Source organism: Pedobacter sp. (assembly GCF_040513095.1).
Taxonomy (GTDB): Bacteria; Bacteroidota; Bacteroidia; order Sphingobacteriales; family Sphingobacteriaceae; genus Pedobacter.
Genome location: NZ_JBEVDX010000174.1, coordinates 1 through 18750 on the forward strand (window position 1 = coordinate 1; position 18750 = coordinate 18750).

General features: G+C 42.5%; 19 protein-coding genes. 18 read left to right on the forward strand and 1 reads right to left on the reverse strand.

Annotation, left to right across the window (positions count from 1 at the left end):
* The first annotated feature begins 116 nt into the window (after nucleotides 1-116).
* From ABWY16_RS19240 to ispG, 5 genes are all read left to right on the forward strand, one after another.
* On the forward strand, nucleotides 117-812 hold the full coding sequence (locus ABWY16_RS19240) for an SDR family oxidoreductase (protein ID WP_353906291.1): 696 nt from the start codon (nucleotides 117-119) through the stop codon (nucleotides 810-812).
* Between the two features lie 16 nt (nucleotides 813-828).
* Nucleotides 829-1515, forward strand: a complete 687-nt coding sequence (locus ABWY16_RS19245) for a PspC domain-containing protein (protein ID WP_353906292.1) — start codon at nucleotides 829-831, stop codon at nucleotides 1513-1515.
* A 69-nt stretch (nucleotides 1516-1584) separates the two neighbouring features.
* Entirely contained in the window at nucleotides 1585-2541 is a 957-nt protein-coding gene (locus ABWY16_RS19250; RefSeq protein WP_353906293.1) for a toast rack family protein, read from the forward strand.
* A gap of 5 nt (nucleotides 2542-2546) precedes the next feature.
* The gene (locus ABWY16_RS19255) at nucleotides 2547-3167 is read left to right on the forward strand and encodes an RDD family protein (protein ID WP_353906294.1); all 621 of its coding nucleotides are present in this window, start codon (nucleotides 2547-2549) and stop codon (nucleotides 3165-3167) included.
* Between the two features lie 18 nt (nucleotides 3168-3185).
* Nucleotides 3186-5165, forward strand: coding sequence for a (E)-4-hydroxy-3-methylbut-2-enyl-diphosphate synthase (ispG, locus tag ABWY16_RS19260; protein WP_353906295.1), 1980 nt, complete (start codon nucleotides 3186-3188; stop codon nucleotides 5163-5165).
* A gap of 2 nt (nucleotides 5166-5167) precedes the next feature.
* Here the strand turns inward: ispG and ABWY16_RS19265 are convergent, their stop codons facing one another.
* Nucleotides 5168-5992, reverse strand: a complete 825-nt coding sequence (locus tag ABWY16_RS19265; RefSeq protein ID WP_353906296.1) for an alpha/beta hydrolase family protein — start codon at nucleotides 5990-5992, stop codon at nucleotides 5168-5170.
* 173 nt (nucleotides 5993-6165) lie between these two features.
* On the opposite strand from ABWY16_RS19265, the gene hemA reads away from it, so the two are divergent.
* The 13 genes from hemA (at nucleotide 6166) to ABWY16_RS19330 (ending at nucleotide 18662) form a co-directional block, all read left to right on the forward strand.
* Nucleotides 6166-7392: a glutamyl-tRNA reductase gene (gene hemA, locus ABWY16_RS19270; RefSeq protein WP_353906297.1), complete on the forward strand. Its 1227-nt coding sequence runs from the start codon at nucleotides 6166-6168 to the stop codon at nucleotides 7390-7392.
* Nucleotides 7393-7568: 176 nt separating this feature from the next.
* Nucleotides 7569-9149, forward strand: a complete 1581-nt coding sequence (gene hemC, locus ABWY16_RS19275; protein ID WP_353906298.1) for a hydroxymethylbilane synthase — start codon at nucleotides 7569-7571, stop codon at nucleotides 9147-9149.
* A gap of 19 nt (nucleotides 9150-9168) precedes the next feature.
* Nucleotides 9169-10137: a porphobilinogen synthase gene (gene hemB, locus ABWY16_RS19280; protein ID WP_353906299.1), complete on the forward strand. Its 969-nt coding sequence runs from the start codon at nucleotides 9169-9171 to the stop codon at nucleotides 10135-10137.
* A gap of 1 nt (nucleotide 10138) precedes the next feature.
* Nucleotides 10139-11512 (forward strand): glutamate-1-semialdehyde 2,1-aminomutase, encoded by a 1374-nt coding sequence (gene hemL, locus ABWY16_RS19285; protein ID WP_353906300.1) that lies wholly within the window; start codon nucleotides 10139-10141, stop codon nucleotides 11510-11512.
* 34 nt (nucleotides 11513-11546) lie between these two features.
* Complete coding sequence (locus ABWY16_RS19290) at nucleotides 11547-12413, forward strand: sensor histidine kinase (RefSeq protein ID WP_353906301.1); 867 nt, start codon at nucleotides 11547-11549, stop codon at nucleotides 12411-12413.
* Between the two features lie 5 nt (nucleotides 12414-12418).
* The gene (locus ABWY16_RS19295; RefSeq protein ID WP_041887337.1) at nucleotides 12419-13126 is read left to right on the forward strand and encodes a response regulator transcription factor; all 708 of its coding nucleotides are present in this window, start codon (nucleotides 12419-12421) and stop codon (nucleotides 13124-13126) included.
* Nucleotides 13126-13653, forward strand: coding sequence for a hypothetical protein (locus ABWY16_RS19300; RefSeq protein ID WP_353906302.1), 528 nt, complete (start codon nucleotides 13126-13128; stop codon nucleotides 13651-13653). Before ABWY16_RS19295 ends, ABWY16_RS19300 begins: the two co-directional genes overlap by 1 nt.
* A 13-nt stretch (nucleotides 13654-13666) precedes the next feature.
* Nucleotides 13667-14689 carry a uroporphyrinogen decarboxylase gene (hemE, locus tag ABWY16_RS19305; RefSeq protein ID WP_353906303.1) on the forward strand — a complete coding sequence of 341 codons (1023 nt, stop codon included), beginning with the start codon at nucleotides 13667-13669 and terminating at the stop codon, nucleotides 14687-14689.
* A gap of 44 nt (nucleotides 14690-14733) precedes the next feature.
* Nucleotides 14734-15285: a protoporphyrinogen oxidase HemJ gene (gene hemJ / locus ABWY16_RS19310; protein ID WP_353906304.1), complete on the forward strand. Its 552-nt coding sequence runs from the start codon at nucleotides 14734-14736 to the stop codon at nucleotides 15283-15285.
* A 4-nt stretch (nucleotides 15286-15289) separates the two neighbouring features.
* The gene (locus ABWY16_RS19315) at nucleotides 15290-16426 is read left to right on the forward strand and encodes a lipid A deacylase (RefSeq protein WP_353906305.1); all 1137 of its coding nucleotides are present in this window, start codon (nucleotides 15290-15292) and stop codon (nucleotides 16424-16426) included.
* 88 nt (nucleotides 16427-16514) lie between these two features.
* Nucleotides 16515-17084 (forward strand): RNA polymerase sigma factor, encoded by a 570-nt coding sequence (locus tag ABWY16_RS19320; RefSeq protein WP_353906306.1) that lies wholly within the window; start codon nucleotides 16515-16517, stop codon nucleotides 17082-17084.
* Complete coding sequence (locus tag ABWY16_RS19325) at nucleotides 17065-17832, forward strand: hypothetical protein (RefSeq protein WP_353906307.1); 768 nt, start codon at nucleotides 17065-17067, stop codon at nucleotides 17830-17832. Before ABWY16_RS19320 ends, ABWY16_RS19325 begins: the two co-directional genes overlap by 20 nt.
* Before the next feature lie 14 nt (nucleotides 17833-17846).
* A complete protein-coding gene (locus ABWY16_RS19330) occupies nucleotides 17847-18662 on the forward strand; it encodes an outer membrane beta-barrel protein (protein WP_353906308.1) in 816 nt (271 codons plus the stop codon).
* The last annotated feature ends 88 nt before the right edge of the window (nucleotides 18663-18750 follow it).

Below are 18750 nucleotides of genomic sequence, written 5' to 3' on the forward strand. Positions count from 1 at the left end.
GTGAAGTTCATCCGCTGAGATATTAGCTAAGGTATAATTACTATAATACTACAAAGAAACAATAAAAATTGTTGTGGCTTTCTTTATTTCTTAAAAATATTCTGCTATTTAGGGTTATGAATGCAATTGTAACGGGTGCAACGAAGGGGATAGGCAGGGCTATAGCAGTCAAACTTGCTGAGGCCGGATATAACATTGCGGTATGCGCAAGAAGTAATATTGATCTTGCAGTTCTTGCCGGGGATCTGGCTTATACAGGGGTAAAAGTGTTTTGCTGGACTGCAGATCTGAGCGTAAAAGATGAGGTTTACCGCTTTGCCGCAGAAGTGGGAACGACATTTGATAAGATTGACGTTCTGGTAAACAATGCGGGAGTATTTATTCCGGGTTCTGTACTCAATGAAGAGGATAAATCTTTTGAAGAACAGCTGTTCCTGAACCTGAATGCACCCTATTATCTGGCTAAATATTTCGGTAAAATGATGTCTGAACAACAATACGGGCACATCTTCAGTATTTGTTCGGTTTCAAGTAAAGAAATTAAAGAAAATGGGGGCAGTTATGCTGTAACTAAATCAGCATTGCTCAGTCTTAATAATGTATTACGGCAAGAGTTATCCAGATACAACGTTAAAGTAACGGCGATTTTGCCAGGTGAAACACTTACTCCGTCATGGGAAGGGACAGCCATCCCGGCAGACAGTTTTGTAAAGCCTGAAGACATCGCAGACGCTTTGTACACAATACTGAACTTAAGCAGCGGAGTGAATGTTGAAGAGATTATTTTAAAGCCGTTAAATTTTAAGGCCTAATATAGGAGAGAGAGTTATGGAAAACAGATTATTAAGAAACGAACACGACAAAGTAATTGCCGGCGTTTCATCGGGATTAGCAGCATATATGGAGGTAGACGTAACAATTATCAGGTTACTGTTTGTCTTGTCGACTATCTTTCTGGTAGGTACAGGAATACTTGTATATCTGGTAATGTGGATTGTAGTACCGGTAAATAATGATCCTGCGGCAAAGTTTTCTAAGTTTAATGATTTTTTTAAACAGCAGACACCACCATCAGGATTTAATGTTCCACCATTCGGACAGCCAAATCCCTTTACCAGCGAAAATGCCACTGAAACAAAAACAGGCGCAGGCGCAGGATGGCAGAATCCGGTAGATTTTAAAACACTGCCAAAAAATAATGGTACGGGCAGAACTGTGGGCGGGTTGTTTCTGCTGGTCATAGGGTTATATTTCCTGATGAATGAATTTGATATTATTCCATACTGGTTCAGGCTTGGTAAATTATGGCCACTGGTATTTGTAGCGATAGGACTGAGTTTTATCCTGAAATCCAAACGGAAAAACAGCTGGGAAGAATGGAAACGCGAGCAGGATGAAGCTATGAAAAAAACAGAGGAGAATACAGCTTACACAGCGCCCGCAGATTTCACAGAGAAAAAGCCTGCGGACTTCAGTCAGGATCTTCCCAAAGACGAACCAAAAGACCAGTTCTGATAAAAATTAAACTTACAAAGATGAACCCGAAGGCTCCATCTTTACCATTGAAAACATAAACTTACCAAAATGAAATTAAATAGAGTAATGTGGGGTATTATACTGCTGTTTGTAGGTATAGTCCTGTTGTTGGAGAATTTCAATGTAATCGAATTTTACTGGAGAAACGTATGGAGTTTCTGGCCGGTGTTCCTGATCATCTCAGGTGTAAATATTCTTTTCAACCGTAATAAATCGCAGGTAGGAAATATGATCTGCCTTGGAGTACTTGTACTGATGTTATGTGTAGTGTTTTACAAAGGACAGCAGCCTCCTGCCAACAAATTCTGGATAGGGGATAAGTTTACCAAAGATCTGGATATAGATATTGACGATGATAAGGATGGTGGTACGGCAGATAAATTATCTTTCGCACAGCCTTTGATGCTTACAGACAGTGCAAAAAAGACAGTACTGAACATTTCCGGAGGAGGTACTTCATTTAAACTGAGCGGCGAGTCGGACAGTCTGATCCAGGCTGAAGTAGAACGCAGATATGGCAATTTTATCCTGCAAAGGGAAAGCTCAGATTCTGTGACAACCCTGACGTTCAAAATGAAGAACAAGCAAAACAAATGGTCACTTGGCGATGGTGGGAACGACGTAGACCTGAAATTGAACAAGAAACCTGAATGGAACATCAACATGAATATGGGTGCTGGAGAAGTTGATCTGGACATGGCAGCATACAGACTGAGAAGCTTCAGGTTTGATGGCGGCGCGGCATCGATAGATCTTAAAGTAGGAGAGCTGCTGCCAATTACTGATGTGACAGTGAAAACTGGTGTTGCCGACGTGAAGATCAATATTCCCGAAGCCTCCGGATGCAGGATCAAAACTAAAACCGGCCTGTCGGCCAAAGATTTTACAGGCTTCATTAAAATAGACAACGGTAATTATGAAACTGCCAATTACAAAACCTCAGCAAAAAAGATTTTTATCAATCTTGATGGCGGATTGAGTAATTTTGAGGTCAACAGATATTAATACCCTTGAAAGACCTGGAAAATAATGAATATACGGTTGTTGTCAATGGTAAGCCTGAAGGGCCCTATGATTTGGACAGCATCAGAAAGATGAATATCCTGCCGGGAACATTTCTGAGAAAACCTGGTATGGATGATTATAAAGAAGCGCACGAGTTCCCCGAACTCCGTGCGCTTTTTGGTTTCAGCTATGAGCACACCGCGCCGCAGTATTTTGCTTCCTTTGACCAGCGCCTGCTGGCTTCGGTGATCGACTATTTTATATTATTACTTGTTTATATTTTTCTGCTGCTGTTTGCTTTTGTTTTCATTGAAGGAAAAGAGGAAAGGATCACCGCAGGTATACTGATGTTACCCCTGCTTCCGGTATTCAAGTTTATATATGGTGTTGCTGCGGAGTGTGCTGCCGGTCAGGGAACAATCGGAAAACGCCTGCTGAATATTAAGGTAACCGATCTGAAAGGCCGGAAGATCAGTTTTGCCACTGCAGTAATAAGAAATATAGCAAAGCTGCTTTCCGTCCTTCCCCTGTTTTTTGGGTATCTCTATAGTTTTCTCAATAAAAAGCAACAATGTTGGCATGATATTGCAGCAAATACTTTAGTTATTAAAGATCGATTGATTTAATCTTTATCTTTGCATTGCATGGAAAACGTATCAGTACAAAAGGATTTAGCCGGAGGATATTGCGAAAATTTAAACCAGTATTCGAGGTTCTTAACACGTGAAGTTTATATCGGGGATATTCCTATGGGTGGCGTAAACCCCATCAGGATCCAGTCGATGACTACTACTGATACCATGGATACCCTTGGAACAGTTGAGCAAACCATCAGAATGGTCGAATCCGGCTGTGAGTATGTGCGCGTCACCGCTCCAAGTATGAAAGAGGCAGAAAACCTGGCCCTGATCAAAAAGGAACTCCGTTACCGCGGGTACAACGTCCCCCTGGTTGCCGATATACATTTTACGCCCAACGCAGCTGAATCCGCTGCCCGTATAGTAGAAAAAGTAAGGATCAATCCCGGCAATTATGCTGATAAAAAACGCTTTGAAAACATAGAATATACCCAGCTGGCTTACCAGGCTGAACTGGAACGCATATACAAGAAATTTTCACCCCTGGTAAAAATCTGTAAAGAGTATGGTACGGCAATGCGTATCGGTACCAATCATGGCTCCCTGTCTGACAGGATCATGAGCCAGTATGGTGATACCCCGCGCGGAATGGTAGAATCTGCTATGGAATTCATCAGGATGTGCGAGGATATGAACTATTATAACCTGGTGATTTCTATGAAAGCCAGTAACACACAGGTAATGGTGCAGGCTTACCGCCTGCTGGTAGAAACAATGGTGAAGGAAGGGATGAACTATCCGCTGCACCTTGGGGTTACCGAAGCAGGAGATGGAGATGACGGCAGGATCAAATCAGCCGTAGGGATTGGTACATTGCTGGAAGATGGACTGGGAGATACTATCAGGGTTTCACTTACCGAAGATCCGGAATTTGAGGCTCCTGTAGCTAAGGCCCTGGCCGACCGCTATTCAAAACGCGGAGTCGCTGGAGCAGACACTCTGAACTCTGTATTTGAAAACGAGAAAATCAGCATTAAGGATCTTCCTTACAGTCCATATGTTTATAACCGAAGGCTTACACAAGCTGTACAGCACATCGGGGGACATCACCATCCGGTAGTTATGCTGGATGTTTCTTCGAAAAATTTAAAGGACCCTTACTTTTTGATGGAAGCAGGGTATCAGTATAGTGCTGTACTGGATAAATACAATATGGCCGATCAGGCATGTGACCTTGTTTATCTGGGTGATGCTTTGCCCTCTTTTTCATTTCCGGGAAATTTACGCCAGATCTATAACTATGGAACATGGCTCGGACTGAAAGACAAAACCAATTGCCATCCACTGCTGAAACTTGAACAATACGCTTCTACAGCAGTTAAAGATCCGCTTCTGAATCTGGTGAGTGTTAATGCAGCTGCTTATACTATTGATTTACTGCAATCTTTGGATCATACAGCTGTAATTGTGCTGGAAACTTCTGCTGAGCATGGCATGGCAGAACAACGGGCCTTTTTTATTGCACTGCTTAAAGCAGATATTCAGTTGCCGGTGATCATCAAAAGATCATATAATGATACCAATGCTGATGATACAACGCTGTATGCCGCGACAGACCTGGGTGCTTTGCTTACTGATGGATTTGGAGACGGTGTCTGGATAGACGCGCCAGCAGATATTGCGCTGTCAACAGTGAATGCCGTTAGTTTTATTATTCTGCAGGCTACCAGAACCAGGATCTCCAAGGCAGAATATATCTCCTGTCCGAGTTGCGGAAGAACGCTGTTCGACCTGCAGGAGACAACACAGCTGATCCGTTCGAGAACTGACCATTTGAAAGGGATCAAGATCGCTATTATGGGCTGTATAGTAAACGGACCCGGTGAAATGGCAGATGCCGATTATGGCTATGTTGGTGCCGGCCCGGATAAGATCACACTATACCGGAGTAAGGAAGTGGTGAAAAAGAACCTCAGCGCAGCTTTTGCACTGGACGCCCTGATTGATCTGATCAAAGAAGACGGCAACTGGACGGAAGTAAAGTAAGCTTATTCTTCCCTGACAAAAGCCAGCGTTTTATCAAAAACTTCCTGCAAATGCTGAGGGAGTTCTGCTGCTGTATAAGGGTGTGAAGCACCGTATACATGATTTGCTCCCTGTATTTTTTGCAGTTTTGCTTTGACCTGTACCTGGGCCAGTTGCTGTGCAACGCTGAAGGGTACGTTGATATCGTCATCCCCATGCAGGATTAACCAGGGTATTTTAATAAAAGAAGCAGCTTGCAGAATGTCAAACTCATCCTTATGTGCATTAAAGTCTTGCAGCAAGGTACTGTTTAAAGGCATCTTTTCTTTGGTACGCGCATTTTCCACGTAAATACGTCCTGTCTTTAGCCATTCCTCTTCCTGTTCCTTTTTCCAGAGAGAACTGAAATCCGCAATAGAAGACCAGGTAATTATTTTTTTTATCCTTTCATCGGCTGCACCCTTCAGGATTACGAGTCCGCCGCCCTTGCTGTGGCCGATCAGATAAATCGGTTCCAGTGGGTAAGTGTGTGCTACATAATTTATTGCAGTATCAAGATCTTGCAGTTCCATACTGGTTGTATTGGCCGCAAAAGCATCCAGATCGGTCACGTCGTTTGGTGACTCCAGAGTAACGCCGCTATGGCTCAGATTAAACTTCACATAACGGTAACCTTCTTTTGCAAACGACTCTGCAACAAGGTTATGAGTGCCCCAGTCTTTGAACCCCTTAAACCCGTGAACGAATATGATGCTGGGTTGATTTGTATGATTTTCGTCATATGTAACATCTCCGGCGATCATCTTGTCTCCGGCGCCCGACAAAATAAACTGCTCTTTCTTTATCATATCTGCTTCTGTGTATGTTATACTTGCAATAACAAACTATAACGCTCCTTGTTTAGTGTATATTTCCCTCAATTTAAAATCTTTCTAAATTAGTCTTAATTACAGCATAATGACAGACCATACTAGTCGTCTTGTTACTTTTGTTCGCACTAAAAAAATAACTCGAGCACACCTTGGAATATTTAAAGATACTTGCTTTCACACACAAACAGATTGACCTTAAATCATTAGGCAAACTGGTAATATGCGAGCAGACACTGGATGACAGACTAAAGAATATTCAAAAGGAACTGGATGTCAAAGAAGTCTTTTACATTGGTACCTGTAATCGTGTAGAGTTTGTTTTTACGACCAACCGCGAACTGGACCGTGAATTCATTTTACGCTTTCTGACTGTACTTAATATGGGACTGCCAGAGGAGTATATGGATAAGTTCATAGAGAACGTTTCTGTATATGAACAGGTAGAAGCCTTTAACCATTTGCTGCGTACTTCCTGCTCTCTGGAAAGCCTGGTGGTGGGTGAAAAAGAAATACTTGCCCAGGTGCGGAGAGCGTATGAAGCATGCCGGGTTTCAGGATTTACTGCAGACTATATGCGGATGATCATGAACCGCGTAGTGAAAACAGCAAAAGAAGTATATACCCATACCAATATCTCTAAAAACCCGGTATCTGTAGTTTCCCTGGCTTACCGCAAACTGCGCGACTTAACGATCACTGCCAACTCAAGGTTACTGATCATCGGCGCAGGAGAGACCAATAAAAACCTTGCTCAATATCTCAAAAAACATAAATATTCTAATTTTTCTATCTTCAACAGAACGGTAGAGAATGCAGAAAGCCTGGCGAAAGACCTAAACGGTATCGCTTACCCGCTTTCTGAACTGGAAAACTTTACCGGCGGCTTTGATGTGATCATCACCTGCACGGGAGCTACTGAACCAATCATCACTGAAGAGATCTACCGTAAACTGCTGAATGGAGATACCGGTAAAAAAGTAATTGTCGATCTGGCCATTCCCAACGATGTTGCCCCATCAGTGATCAGGAACTTCCCTGTCCATTATATCGAGGTAGAATCCTTAAAAGAAATTGCCCGCAAAAATATCCAGGAGCGTTACGACGAACTGGTAAGTGCGGAACAGATCATCGATCAGAACATCAAAGAATTTGACCTTGATCTTCGCCAGCGCAAGATAGAAATTGCTATGAGCGAGGTTCCCCAAAAGATCAAAGCCATCAAAACAAAGGCGCTTGACATCGTTTTTGCCGAAGAAATCAATACACTGGATGAAAACTCCAGACTGGTACTGGAACGTGTAATGGATTACATGGAGAAGAAATACATCAGCGTACCGATGGTCATGGCAAAAGAGATCCTGGTGAACAACAGCTAGTTTCCCTTAGATAAGTCACTGTAAATACATTATTCGTTTATTATTTAACTCTATAAATCTTTTAGGTTAAATTTGCGCAAATCTAATTACGTGATACCTACATTGGCTAACATCAAAAACTTATCAACTAACAGGCTTATGCAAGCTTCATCACCGTTAAAAATCTATATACTCTGATGAAAAAACTTATTATCGGTACCAGGGGAAGCGACCTGGCTTTATGGCAGGCCAATTTCACAAAAGACAAACTTGCTGAGATCGGCGTTGAATCTGAACTTAAAATCATTAAAACACAGGGTGACAAAATTCTTAACCTCAGGCTGGATAAGCTCGAAGGAAAAGGCTTCTTTACAAAAGAACTCGAAGAAGGATTGTTAAACGGTACGATTGATATTGCCGTACATTCACATAAAGATTTACCCACTACCCATCCTGCCGGTCTGATCATTGCGGCAGTATCTGAACGTGAAGACCCCTCAGAACTGTTGCTGATTTTAAAGGACTGCGTGGATGTTACCCAAAAGCTTTCGTTAAAGACAGGTGCCCAGGTAGGTACTTCATCAAACAGGCGCAAGGCACAATTGCTGGCGATGCGTACCGATTTGAACATTGAAGATCTCCGCGGAAATATCAATACGCGTATCCAGAAATTAAGGGACGAGAACTATGATGCAATCATGATCGCAAAAGCTGGTGTGGCCCGTTTGAACCTGGATCTTACAGAATTTCATATGGAAGTGATCGACCCTACTGAACTGGTTCCTGCACCTGCACAGGGTGTGCTGGCCATCCAGATCAGGGAAGATGACCAGGAATTATTCGAATTACTGCAGAAAATAAACGATGCTGATGTTGCTGCTGCTATCGCCGTAGAGCGTAAGGTGCTGAACCTTTTTGAAGGGGGCTGTCATATGCCGCTGGGCTGCTATTGCAGAAAGGAAGACGAGCAGTATGAAATCTGGACTTCCAAAGCAAATTCCGGTGATGATTTTCCTGACCGCCTGTTCTTAAGGGTGGATAGCCTGGAAGGACTGGCAGAAAAGATCGTTGCTAAATTTAATACCGAAAGAAAACTGCCCGCAAAAGTTTTTATCTCACGCGAGATCGGTGAGCACAGTTATTTCAGAAGGGCTTTAGAAAAAAATAATATTGAAATTGAAGGCAGATCGCTGATCCGCACTTTTCCAATTGTAAATGTGCTGGATCCGTTTTACCTGAAACATATCGACTGGATATTCTTCAGCAGCCGTAACGGTGTGGAGTACTTCTTTAACCTGAAACCCACATTACCAAAACACGTGAAATTTGGTGTGGTAGGCAGAGGCTCTGAAGATGCACTGCGTAAGTTTGGCCACCTGGCTGATTTTGTAGGCGAGACTGGTGATATTACCGAAGTGGCGGAAGTGTTTTCTCCGCTGGTTAAAGGAGCTACCGTACTTTTTCCGCGTGCACAGGACTCGTTGCTCACTATCCAGAAATCACTGTCGGCAGACACCAAAGTTGTGGACCTGCCTATTTATGAAACCGTAATAGAAGAAGACATCGACCAGACGCATGCCGATATCCTGATCTTTACCAGTCCCTCCAACGTAGAGGCCTACTTTGTAGATAATCTGCTGGAGCCCGGACAAAAGGTAATCGCAATCGGAAATTCCACAGGAAAGAAATTTGACGAAATGGGCGTGCAGTATGCCCTTCCGTATTCTCCTGATGAAATCGGCCTTGCCGAAGCTGTCTTCGGAATTGATATAAAATAAAAAAAAAGAGAGGTTGATTATGTTGCACCGTCCGCGTAGATTAAGAAAGAACCCAGTGGTTAGAGAAATGATGGCCGAAACAAGGCTGTCAAAAGACATGTTTATGTATCCATACTTTGTGGTACCTGGTAAGGGGGTAAAACATGCGATCGATTCAATGCCCGGCGTCAATCATTTTTCGCAGGATACCCTGATCAGTGATGTAGAGAAAGGTCTTGAACTGGGGGTAAATAAAATCATGCTGTTTGGTGTGGGTGATGAAAAGAGTGAAGATGCACACAGTGCATACCATGATCATTCCCTGGTGCCTTCAGCTGTTCGTGAACTGAAGAAACAATTCGGTGAGGATCTGTACGTTGTTACTGATGTATGTGTTTGTTCATATACTACACATGGCCATTGCGGTATCATGAAAGACGATTATGTGCAGAATGATGAAACTGTAGAGCTGATTGCAAAAATGGGTCTTGCCCATGCAGAAGCCGGAGCAGATATGCTGGCCCCCTCAGATATGATGGACGGGCGTATCGCTGCGATCAGGGAGTTACTGGATCAGAATAAATTTGTAAATACAGCGATTATGTCGCATGCCACCAAGTTTGCTTCTGCCTACTATGGCCCGTTCAGGGAGGCGGCCGACTGCGCACCAAGTAAAGGCGACAGGAAAGCATACCAGATGGATTTCAGAAATCCAAATGAAGCACTGAGAGAGGCTTTGCTCGACGAAAACCAGGGTGCTGATGTGCTGATGGTGAAACCGGCACTGGCTTATCTTGATATCATGCATAACCTTAAGCAGCACGCTAATCTGCCAATTGCCTGTTACAATGTATCAGGTGAATATGCAATGGTGAAAGCCGCAGCTGAAAGAGGCTGGATTGATGAGCAAAAGGTAGTTATGGAAACAATGTATGCCTTTGCGCGTGCAGGAGCAAGTATTATCACAACGTATCATATCAGGGATATGGTAGAAAACAACTGGATATAATATGTTAGAGTCAATAAAAAAAATGTTCTCCGGTAATGAAGAAGACCTGCCGGCTAACCCGGGCAGCAAACCTGATATCTCAAGGGCGAAATCAGCAGAGCTTTATGAAAAGGCAAAAACATATTTCCCGGGTGGGGTAAATTCACCTGTAAGGGCTTTTAAATCTGTTTACGGAACACCACTGTTTATCCAAAAAGGGGACGGATGTTTTGTATGGGATGCCGATGGCAACCAGTTTATAGATTTCTGTGGCAGCTGGGGCCCATTGATCCTGGGGCACAATCCACAGAAAGTAAGAGAGAAAGTTACTGAAGTAATGCAGAACGGTATGAGTTTCGGTGCGCCTACTGCGCTGGAAAATGAACTCGCTGAACTCATTATCAAAAATAATAAACATGTAGAAAAGATCCGCTTTACCAGTTCAGGTACTGAGGCGGTGATGTCTGCTATCCGTTTGGCAAGGGGATACACCAGGCGGGATAAAATCCTGAAGTTTGAAGGCTGTTACCATGGCCACAGTGATTCACTGCTCGTAAAAGCAGGTTCTGGTCTTGTGACCTTTGGCGAAACATCATCTTTAGGTGTTCCCAAATCCTTTGCCGAAGAAACTATTGTTGTTCCTTTGAATGACAAAGAAGCTTTAACCCAGGCATTCGGTCAGTTTAAAGATCAGATTGCGGCGGTGATCATTGAGGGCGTTCCTGCCAACAACGGTTTACTGATCCAGGATGCGGAATATATTGAGTTCCTGCAGAAGATCTGTAAAGACAACGGTACGCTGCTCATCTTTGATGAGGTAATTACAGGTTTCAGGCTGGGGTTTGAAGGTGCAGCAGGTTATTATGGTGCCAAACCGGATATCGTTACCTATGGAAAGATCCTTGGTGGCGGTTTACCCGTAGGTATGTATGGTGCTTCTGCTGAAATTATGGGGCATATTTCTCCTGACGGAGGCGTATACCAGGCAGGCACTTTATCTGGTAATCCTGTGGCTATGGCTGCGGGTATTGCCCAGCTAACCGAACTGCTCCGCTCTGGTTTTTATAAGGAACTGAACAATAAAGCTGCGGAATTTGTAGAAAGCATACAGCGTTTTGCTACTGCAAGAAGTTATAAGTTTAAGGTATTTAATATCGGATCGATCTTCTGGTTCGCTTTTACGGATAAGGATAAAATCCAGTGTGCAGATGATATTGATCCAGCAAGCATGGAGAAATTCAAAGTGATGCACCGTGAGCTGCTGAACAGGGGAATCTACCTTGGCCCATCGGGATATGAGGTTGGATTTGTATCTGCAGCACACAGCAAGATCGAACTGGAGAAAGCGAAAAGGGCAATCCTTGAAGCCCTCGATATTGTTTTTAGGAATAAGTAAATTAACACTATATTTAAACAGTTCAATCAAAGCTTTGAAGAAATCAATCATCATATTCTATTTCATGTTGCTGTACTCACTGGTACAGTTGATTTCCTGGGGAACGCTTGTCGTTAAACTCCAGCCTTCCAGAATGGCCATGGTTATGGGTGAAGGCTCTGTCTTCCTGTTTCTGCTTTGCGTAGGGGCATATTTCCTGCACCAGTCGATTAAAAAAGAAGATAAATTGCGCGAACAGCAACAAAACTTCCTTTTATCTGTTACTCATGAACTGAAGTCGCCTTTAGCTGCCATTAAATTGTCTTTGCAGACCATCATCAAGCGTGATCTTGACAAAGCCCGCCAGACTTCCCTGCTGAATAATTCACTGAAGGATATCGAACGGCTGGACGACCTGGTAGAAAATATGCTGCTGGCAACAAAGATTGAGAACCGCTCTTACTCTTTCCCTCAGGAAGAGTTTGATTTCTCTGAGCTGGTGAGTAAGATTACAGACAGGTTACAGGTGCATTCCTGCGGATGTGAGCAGATTATTAACCCTTCAATTGAGCCTAAGGTGAAAATTACGGGCGATCCGTTTACGCTTTCATCAGTAGTGACCAATCTGGTTGAGAATGCAGTGAAGTATTCGGGTCCATGTGCAGAGGTAAGTGTGGAACTGGAGATGCAGAACGGACATCCCTTTTTAAGGGTATCTGATACAGGGCCAGGTATTCCGGATGCGGAAAAAATGCTCATATTTGATAAGTTTTACCGTGTAGGTGAAGAAAATACAAGGAAGGCGAAAGGAACAGGATTAGGCCTGTTTATTGTGAAGGAAGTTTTGCAAAGACACGATGCAGACATCAGTGTTAAAGACAATGTGCCGCAGGGTACAATTTTTGAAATCACATTTAGTTGATCATTATGCAACAGAAATTAAGAATTTTACTGGTCGAAGATGAAGACCATTTATTAGATGCCATAAAATTGAATCTTGAGCTGGAAGGATATAAAGTCCATGCCGTAAAAGATGGTAAAACCGCGCTCAAAATATTTAAAGAAGAACGTTTTAACCTGATCATCCTGGATGTGATGCTTCCTGAAATGGATGGTTTCCAGGTGTGTGAAACCATACGTTTGGAAAATACAGAGGTGCCAATCTTATTTCTGACCGCCAAGAATACCAGCGAAGACCGTGTGATGGGACTCAAAAAAGGTGCCGATGATTACCTGGTGAAACCGTTTAACCTGGAAGAACTGATCCTTAGGGTTGGTATCCTGGTAAAACGCAGCATGAAATCTGATGACCTGAAAGAATTAAACTCTTACAAAATCGGTGAAAAAACTATCTATTTCAATTCTTTTGAACTGAAACAGGATGATGGTGTGATCGTTCCCCTGACTAAAAAGGAAACGATGCTGCTTAAACTGCTGATCGAAAGAAAGAATGAGGCCGTATCCAGGGAGCAGATCCTGGAAACCGTATGGAATTATGATGTTTATCCTTCTACACGTACGATTGATAACTTCATCCTTACCTTCCGTAAATACTTTGAGCCTGACCAAAAAAATCCGGTATATTTTCATTCGATCAGGGGTGTAGGTTATAAATTCACGGATATCCATAACTAATGTTTAACGCAGCAGGCAGGTATGCCCTGATGGCAATCTTTGTCATCGCAGCAGGGGTATGCCTTTTTTATGATGAAAACCAGATGGCAGCCGTTGCCGGGGTAATGTTTGCGTTTGTGCTGTGGAGCCATTTTAAAAGCAGTTCCATATTAATGGCCTCCAAATATTTTAAGGCAGGCGATTACGAAAAAGCACTTAAACTTTTAAAAGAAGTACCAAATCCGGACAGACTGGCAAGAAACAGGCGGGGCTATTATGAATTCATGATGGGGAACATTTCTCTTAAAAATGAAGATTATCAGGCCGCTGAATACCATTTTCAGATTTCCAGTCGTTTTCCATTAGGATCTAAAAACGATAAATCTTTTATTCTGATCCATCTGGCTAATCTTGCACTGCGTAAAAAAGACAGTGTCAGGGCTCTAGCTTATGCAGAAAAGGCAAAAGAACTTGCGGGCACGGAACGTACGAACGAAATTATCAATAAGATTATAAAAGAGGCGAAAAGCCTCAAACAAACAGTTTAACAAACAACAACAGATGAACACTTTATTTTTAGATGCAGCATGGTCAAAGCAAACAGAACGTCCACCAGTTTGGATGATGCGTCAGGCCGGTCGTTTTATGCCAGAATACTGGGAGATTAAAAACAAATATTCTTTCCTTGAAATGTGTAAAACACCAGAAATTGCAGCTGATGTAACGATGTTGCCTGTTGATTTGTTGGGTATTGATGCCGCTATCCTGTTTTGCGATATCCTCGTTACAGCAGAGGCAATGGGTGGTGACCTGAGCTTTACTCAGGGTGTAGGTCCGCGCTTTGCAAATCCTGTGCGCAGTATGCAGGATGTAGAAAACCTGGACGTGGATTGCCTGGACAAACTGGAATATGTAGCAGATGCAATCAAAGTTATCCAGCAACGCTTAAACGGAAGCATCCCATTGATTGGTTTTGCAGGTGCACCTTTTACTGTAATGAGTTATCTTGTAGAAGGAGAATCAACTAAAGATTTCAAAAAAACAAAACTGCTGATGCACAATCACCCGGAGATTGCACATGCACTCCTTGCTAAGATTGCAAAAGTAACAGCTGCCTATCTGAACCTTCAGATTGCTGCTGGTGTTAATGCTATACAGATCTTCGACAGCTGGGCTATGGCTTTATCCTGGAATGATTATGCCGAATTTTCACACAGCTATATCAAAGAAATTATCGCTAACCTGAACAGAAAAGATATCCCTGTGATCTCGTTCTGTAAAGGAAGTTCTGTATTTGCCCCAATGATGGCTACCGCACAGCCTGATGTGATCTCGGTAGACTGGAATGCTGACCTGCTGAATATCAAACAGATTTTACCTTCAGGAATTGCTGTTCAGGGAAATCTTGATCCTTTTATCCTGTATGCAGACAAAACTGTAATTAAAAAAACCATTCTGCAGTTGTTCGAAAGAATGCGTGGCGAAAACGGGTTTATCTTTAATCTTGGACATGGTATCATGCCCGACATTCCATTTGACAATGTAAAATATGCCATTGAAGTGATAAAAGAGTTTCGCTATTAAAGACAAGGATTAACTAATTTTGTCGGTAGTCTCTTTTTAAACTTATGGATCAATATTATCTCTACATTCTTGCGTTGCATATCATTTTTGTGGTGTGCTGGATGGCAGGGTTGTTTTATATTGTCCGTTTGTTTATCTATCATACTGAGGCCAATAGCCGCCCTGAACTTGAGCGTGATATTCTCCAGAAGCAATTCGTCATCATGGAGAAGAAGCTCTGGTATATCATCACCGTGCCGGCGATGGTACTCACTGTACTGGCAGGGCTGTCTATGATCGCTACCCGCCCGGGATTGCTTTACGCGCCCTGGCTGCACGTCAAACTTACTTTTGTGCTTTTCCTGCTGATTTATCACTTCCTGTGTCAGCGTATCATGAAACGTATGGAGCAGGGTATCTTTAAGCTGAGTTCCACTCAATTGCGTTTGTGGAATGAGCTCGCTACTATATTGCTGGTTGCTATAGTATTTACTGTGGTGCTCAAAAGTGCCATCGACTGGTTATATGGTTTAGCAGGCCTGGTCATATTTGCTATGGTACTGATGATCGCAGTGAAACTATACAAGAACTACAGGAAGAAAAAAGAAATTGAATAATCAGATGAAAAGAATTTTACTTGTTTTAATCTTCATATTTTCGGGATACCAGTTCAGTAAGGCGCAATTCAACAGCGCTGCTATAGAAAACAGGATCCGGCCAGACAGTAATGCTGTTGGCGAGGTACATTTCAACTTCTACAATTTTAACTATGTGCGGGATTATGAATATTCCAACCAGTTTCATGACGGCTATACATTGTATGGTACACAGCTTCAGCCCGAACTGGTTTATTATGCGCATCCCAACCTGGCGATAGTTGCGGGTGCATATATCCGTAAGGATTTTGGGGATAACGGGGTTCATGATTCCAAACCATTGTTCGCTTTAAAATATCATAAAAAAGACCTTTCCTTAATTTTCGGTAGTCTTGAAGGTGGTATCCATCATGGGTATATTGAACAATTGTGGGACTTTGAACGTCAGATCACTGATCCGATCCAGTATGGTACACAACTGATTATTGAAAAGGAAAAATGGAAACTGGATGCCTGGATTGCCTGGCAGAAACAGATATACACACCCTCTCCGGTTAAAGAACAGATTATAGGCGGATTAACTGCCGAACGTACATTGTTCCAAAACAATGGCTGGAAATTGAGCCTTCCTTTCCAGTTCCTGGTTTATCATAAAGGCGGGCAGATCGATACTTTAAAGTCGGTACCACTGCTTACAATGGGTAATGGGGCAACCGGCTTAAAACTTCACAAAGAAATTGGCGGAAACGTACAGGAGATCTTTACTGACAACTATATAGTCGGTTACAAAGATTTTTCCCCTACAAAAATACAGGCTTTCCAGGGTGGTTATGGATTATGGTTCAACGCCGGGGCCAATACCAAATGGGGTAGTTTAGTAGCATCTTACTGGAAAGGAAACAACTTCCAAACTATAAAGGGGATGCCTTTATATGAATCTGTATCCAGCACTTTATACGATGCCGGCCACAAAGAGAGCAACCGCAGTATCTTACTGCTCAGATATGCATATCAGCATGAACTATTGCCTCATCTGTACCTTGATGTACGCGTAGAACCACATGTCGACCTGGGAACATCCAGAACAGAGCAGCTTCAGTTCCAGGGCTCATTTTTCCTAACCTACAAACAAGACTTTAAGTTGTTTAAGATCAAGCAATAAACTTTTCGGAATACTGGTAACAATAAATATTTTTACCGGCGTGCAACCTTTAGTATAGTTCAGTCATCTGATATATAACTAACGAATCATGAAGTTGACGCCATCAAACACGATAAATGATTTACTGGAAGGCTGCAAAGCCGGCGACAGGAAGATGCAGGAACTGCTGTACAGGCAGACCTCATCAAAATTGCTCGCAGTTTGTATGCGATATGCCCGGGACAGGATGGAAGCAGAAGATGTTTTACAGGTCGGTTATATCAGGATCTTTCAGAAAATCAGCGAATACCGTGGTGATGGATCATTTGAAGGATGGATGAGGAAGGTAATGGTAAATTCTGCAATAGAGAGTTACCGCAAAAATTTAAGGAATTTAAATATTGTACCTATTGAAGATGGATATGAACAGCCTTCGGCTGGTTTTGACTTCAGCAGATTAGGTATGCAGGATCTTTTGGGACTGATTCAAAAGCTTGCTGATGGCTACCGCATCGTCTTCAATATGTATATTATTGAGGGGTATTCACATAAAGAAATTGCCGCAGCACTGGGAATTTCTGAAGGTGCCAGCAAATCGCAATTGTCGCGCGCAAGGGCAATTTTGAAAGAGGAGATCATTAAAATGGAGGGCATCAATTATGCAACACATACAGGATAATGAATTTGACCAGTCTTTCAGGGACAGGTTTGACGAGGCGGAGATCGAAGCCCCGGCTCATTTATGGGATAAAATTGAAACACAGCTCATAGTTAAGCCCAGGCGTATTTTTCCCGTTTACTGGCTGGCTGCTGCCATCGGAATTGTTGCCCTGTCAGTTGGCTTTTTCATAAGTAACGCAGATCACAGTGAGCGTAGTCATAGGATGGCAGTTGTGAAAACGAAGCCAGCAGTTGCAGTCGCTGTTCCTGCTGTTCAATCAACTATATCTTCCCATTCGCATGGCTCAGCGGTCAAAAATTTGCAGCATTCAAAGCGGTTTTCAGCATTAACAGCTGTTGCAGTTGAAAAAAAGGTTCAGTCTCCGGATGTATTAAGTGAATCCGCTAAAGAATCAACTGATTCAAAAAAAGATTTGGCAGACTTGCAACCTTTGGCACTGAATGCTCATCTTTATGCCAGAGAGGTTACTATAAAGCAGCAAAAACTGTCTCTGCCATTATCAGGGGATATTGTTTTAGCCAATAACGCTGAAGGACCTGCCACTGGGGATGGAGTGATGAACGAAAACGAAAACAGAACAGCAAACAGGGGAATCAGAAATATGGGTGACCTGATCAATTATGTTGTGGATAAAGTTGACAAGAGTGATGAAAAAATTATTCAGTTTAAAACTGAGGATGACAATTCATCTCTGGTTGCACTGAACATAGGCATTATCAGATTTAATACGAAGAAGCATAAATAAAATATAAACCAAAGATGAAGAAGCTCTTATTAACCATTTTACTGTTCAGCGGAATGACCGCAATCAAAGCTCAGGACACAAGTGCTCAGGACACAACCAAAACCACCAGAACAGCTGGTACAAAATCTGTAAGAAACTGGAAATATAAAATGGATCTTTCATTTGGTGATCATGAGGACAGCGTTAAAGTGAGAAAAGCGCATAAGGGTCGTTTTATGGGTGGAATCACTTTTACACGTATTGATATTGGATTTTCGCGCCTGATCGATAACGGAAGTTTCTCACTCTCTCCCGAAAATAAATTCCTGGATTACAAAGGTGCAAAGACCAGTACTTTCTCTTTTGATGTTTTATATTTTGGCTACCGATTCAATCCTAACTTTAAAATGTATATCGCAGGTGGGTTCGACTGGACTTTAATCAGGTTGAAGAATAACATTACGATCCAGCAGAATACACCAGACCTGAGCTATATCGAAGAGCCTGTAGACTTCAGCAAGAATAGGTTTTCAAGTAGCTATGTACACTTTCCACTAAACTTTGAGCTGCGCTCGAAAGAAAATCATAATGGAAAAAGGTTCTATTTCGTATTTGGCCCTGAAGTAAGCTTCTTGCTCAATGGAAAAGTAAAACAGATCAGCGATGAACGTGGCAAAGAAAAGTTCAGGGATGATTATGATTTTCAGCCGGTACGTGTTGGCGGTACGGTACGTCTTGGATATGGGGGCATAGGATTATTTACCAAATATTATTTTAACGATATGTTTGACAGTGTTCCTCAGGCCGGGTTGAAAAATATAGCCTTTGGTGTCACCTTTGGTCTGAATTAATCACACACGCCAATGAAACCGACCTCATAGCTCAAGGGCTCTGAGGTTTTTTTATGTCAAATCTTTTCATTTTACCTGCTTTGCACCA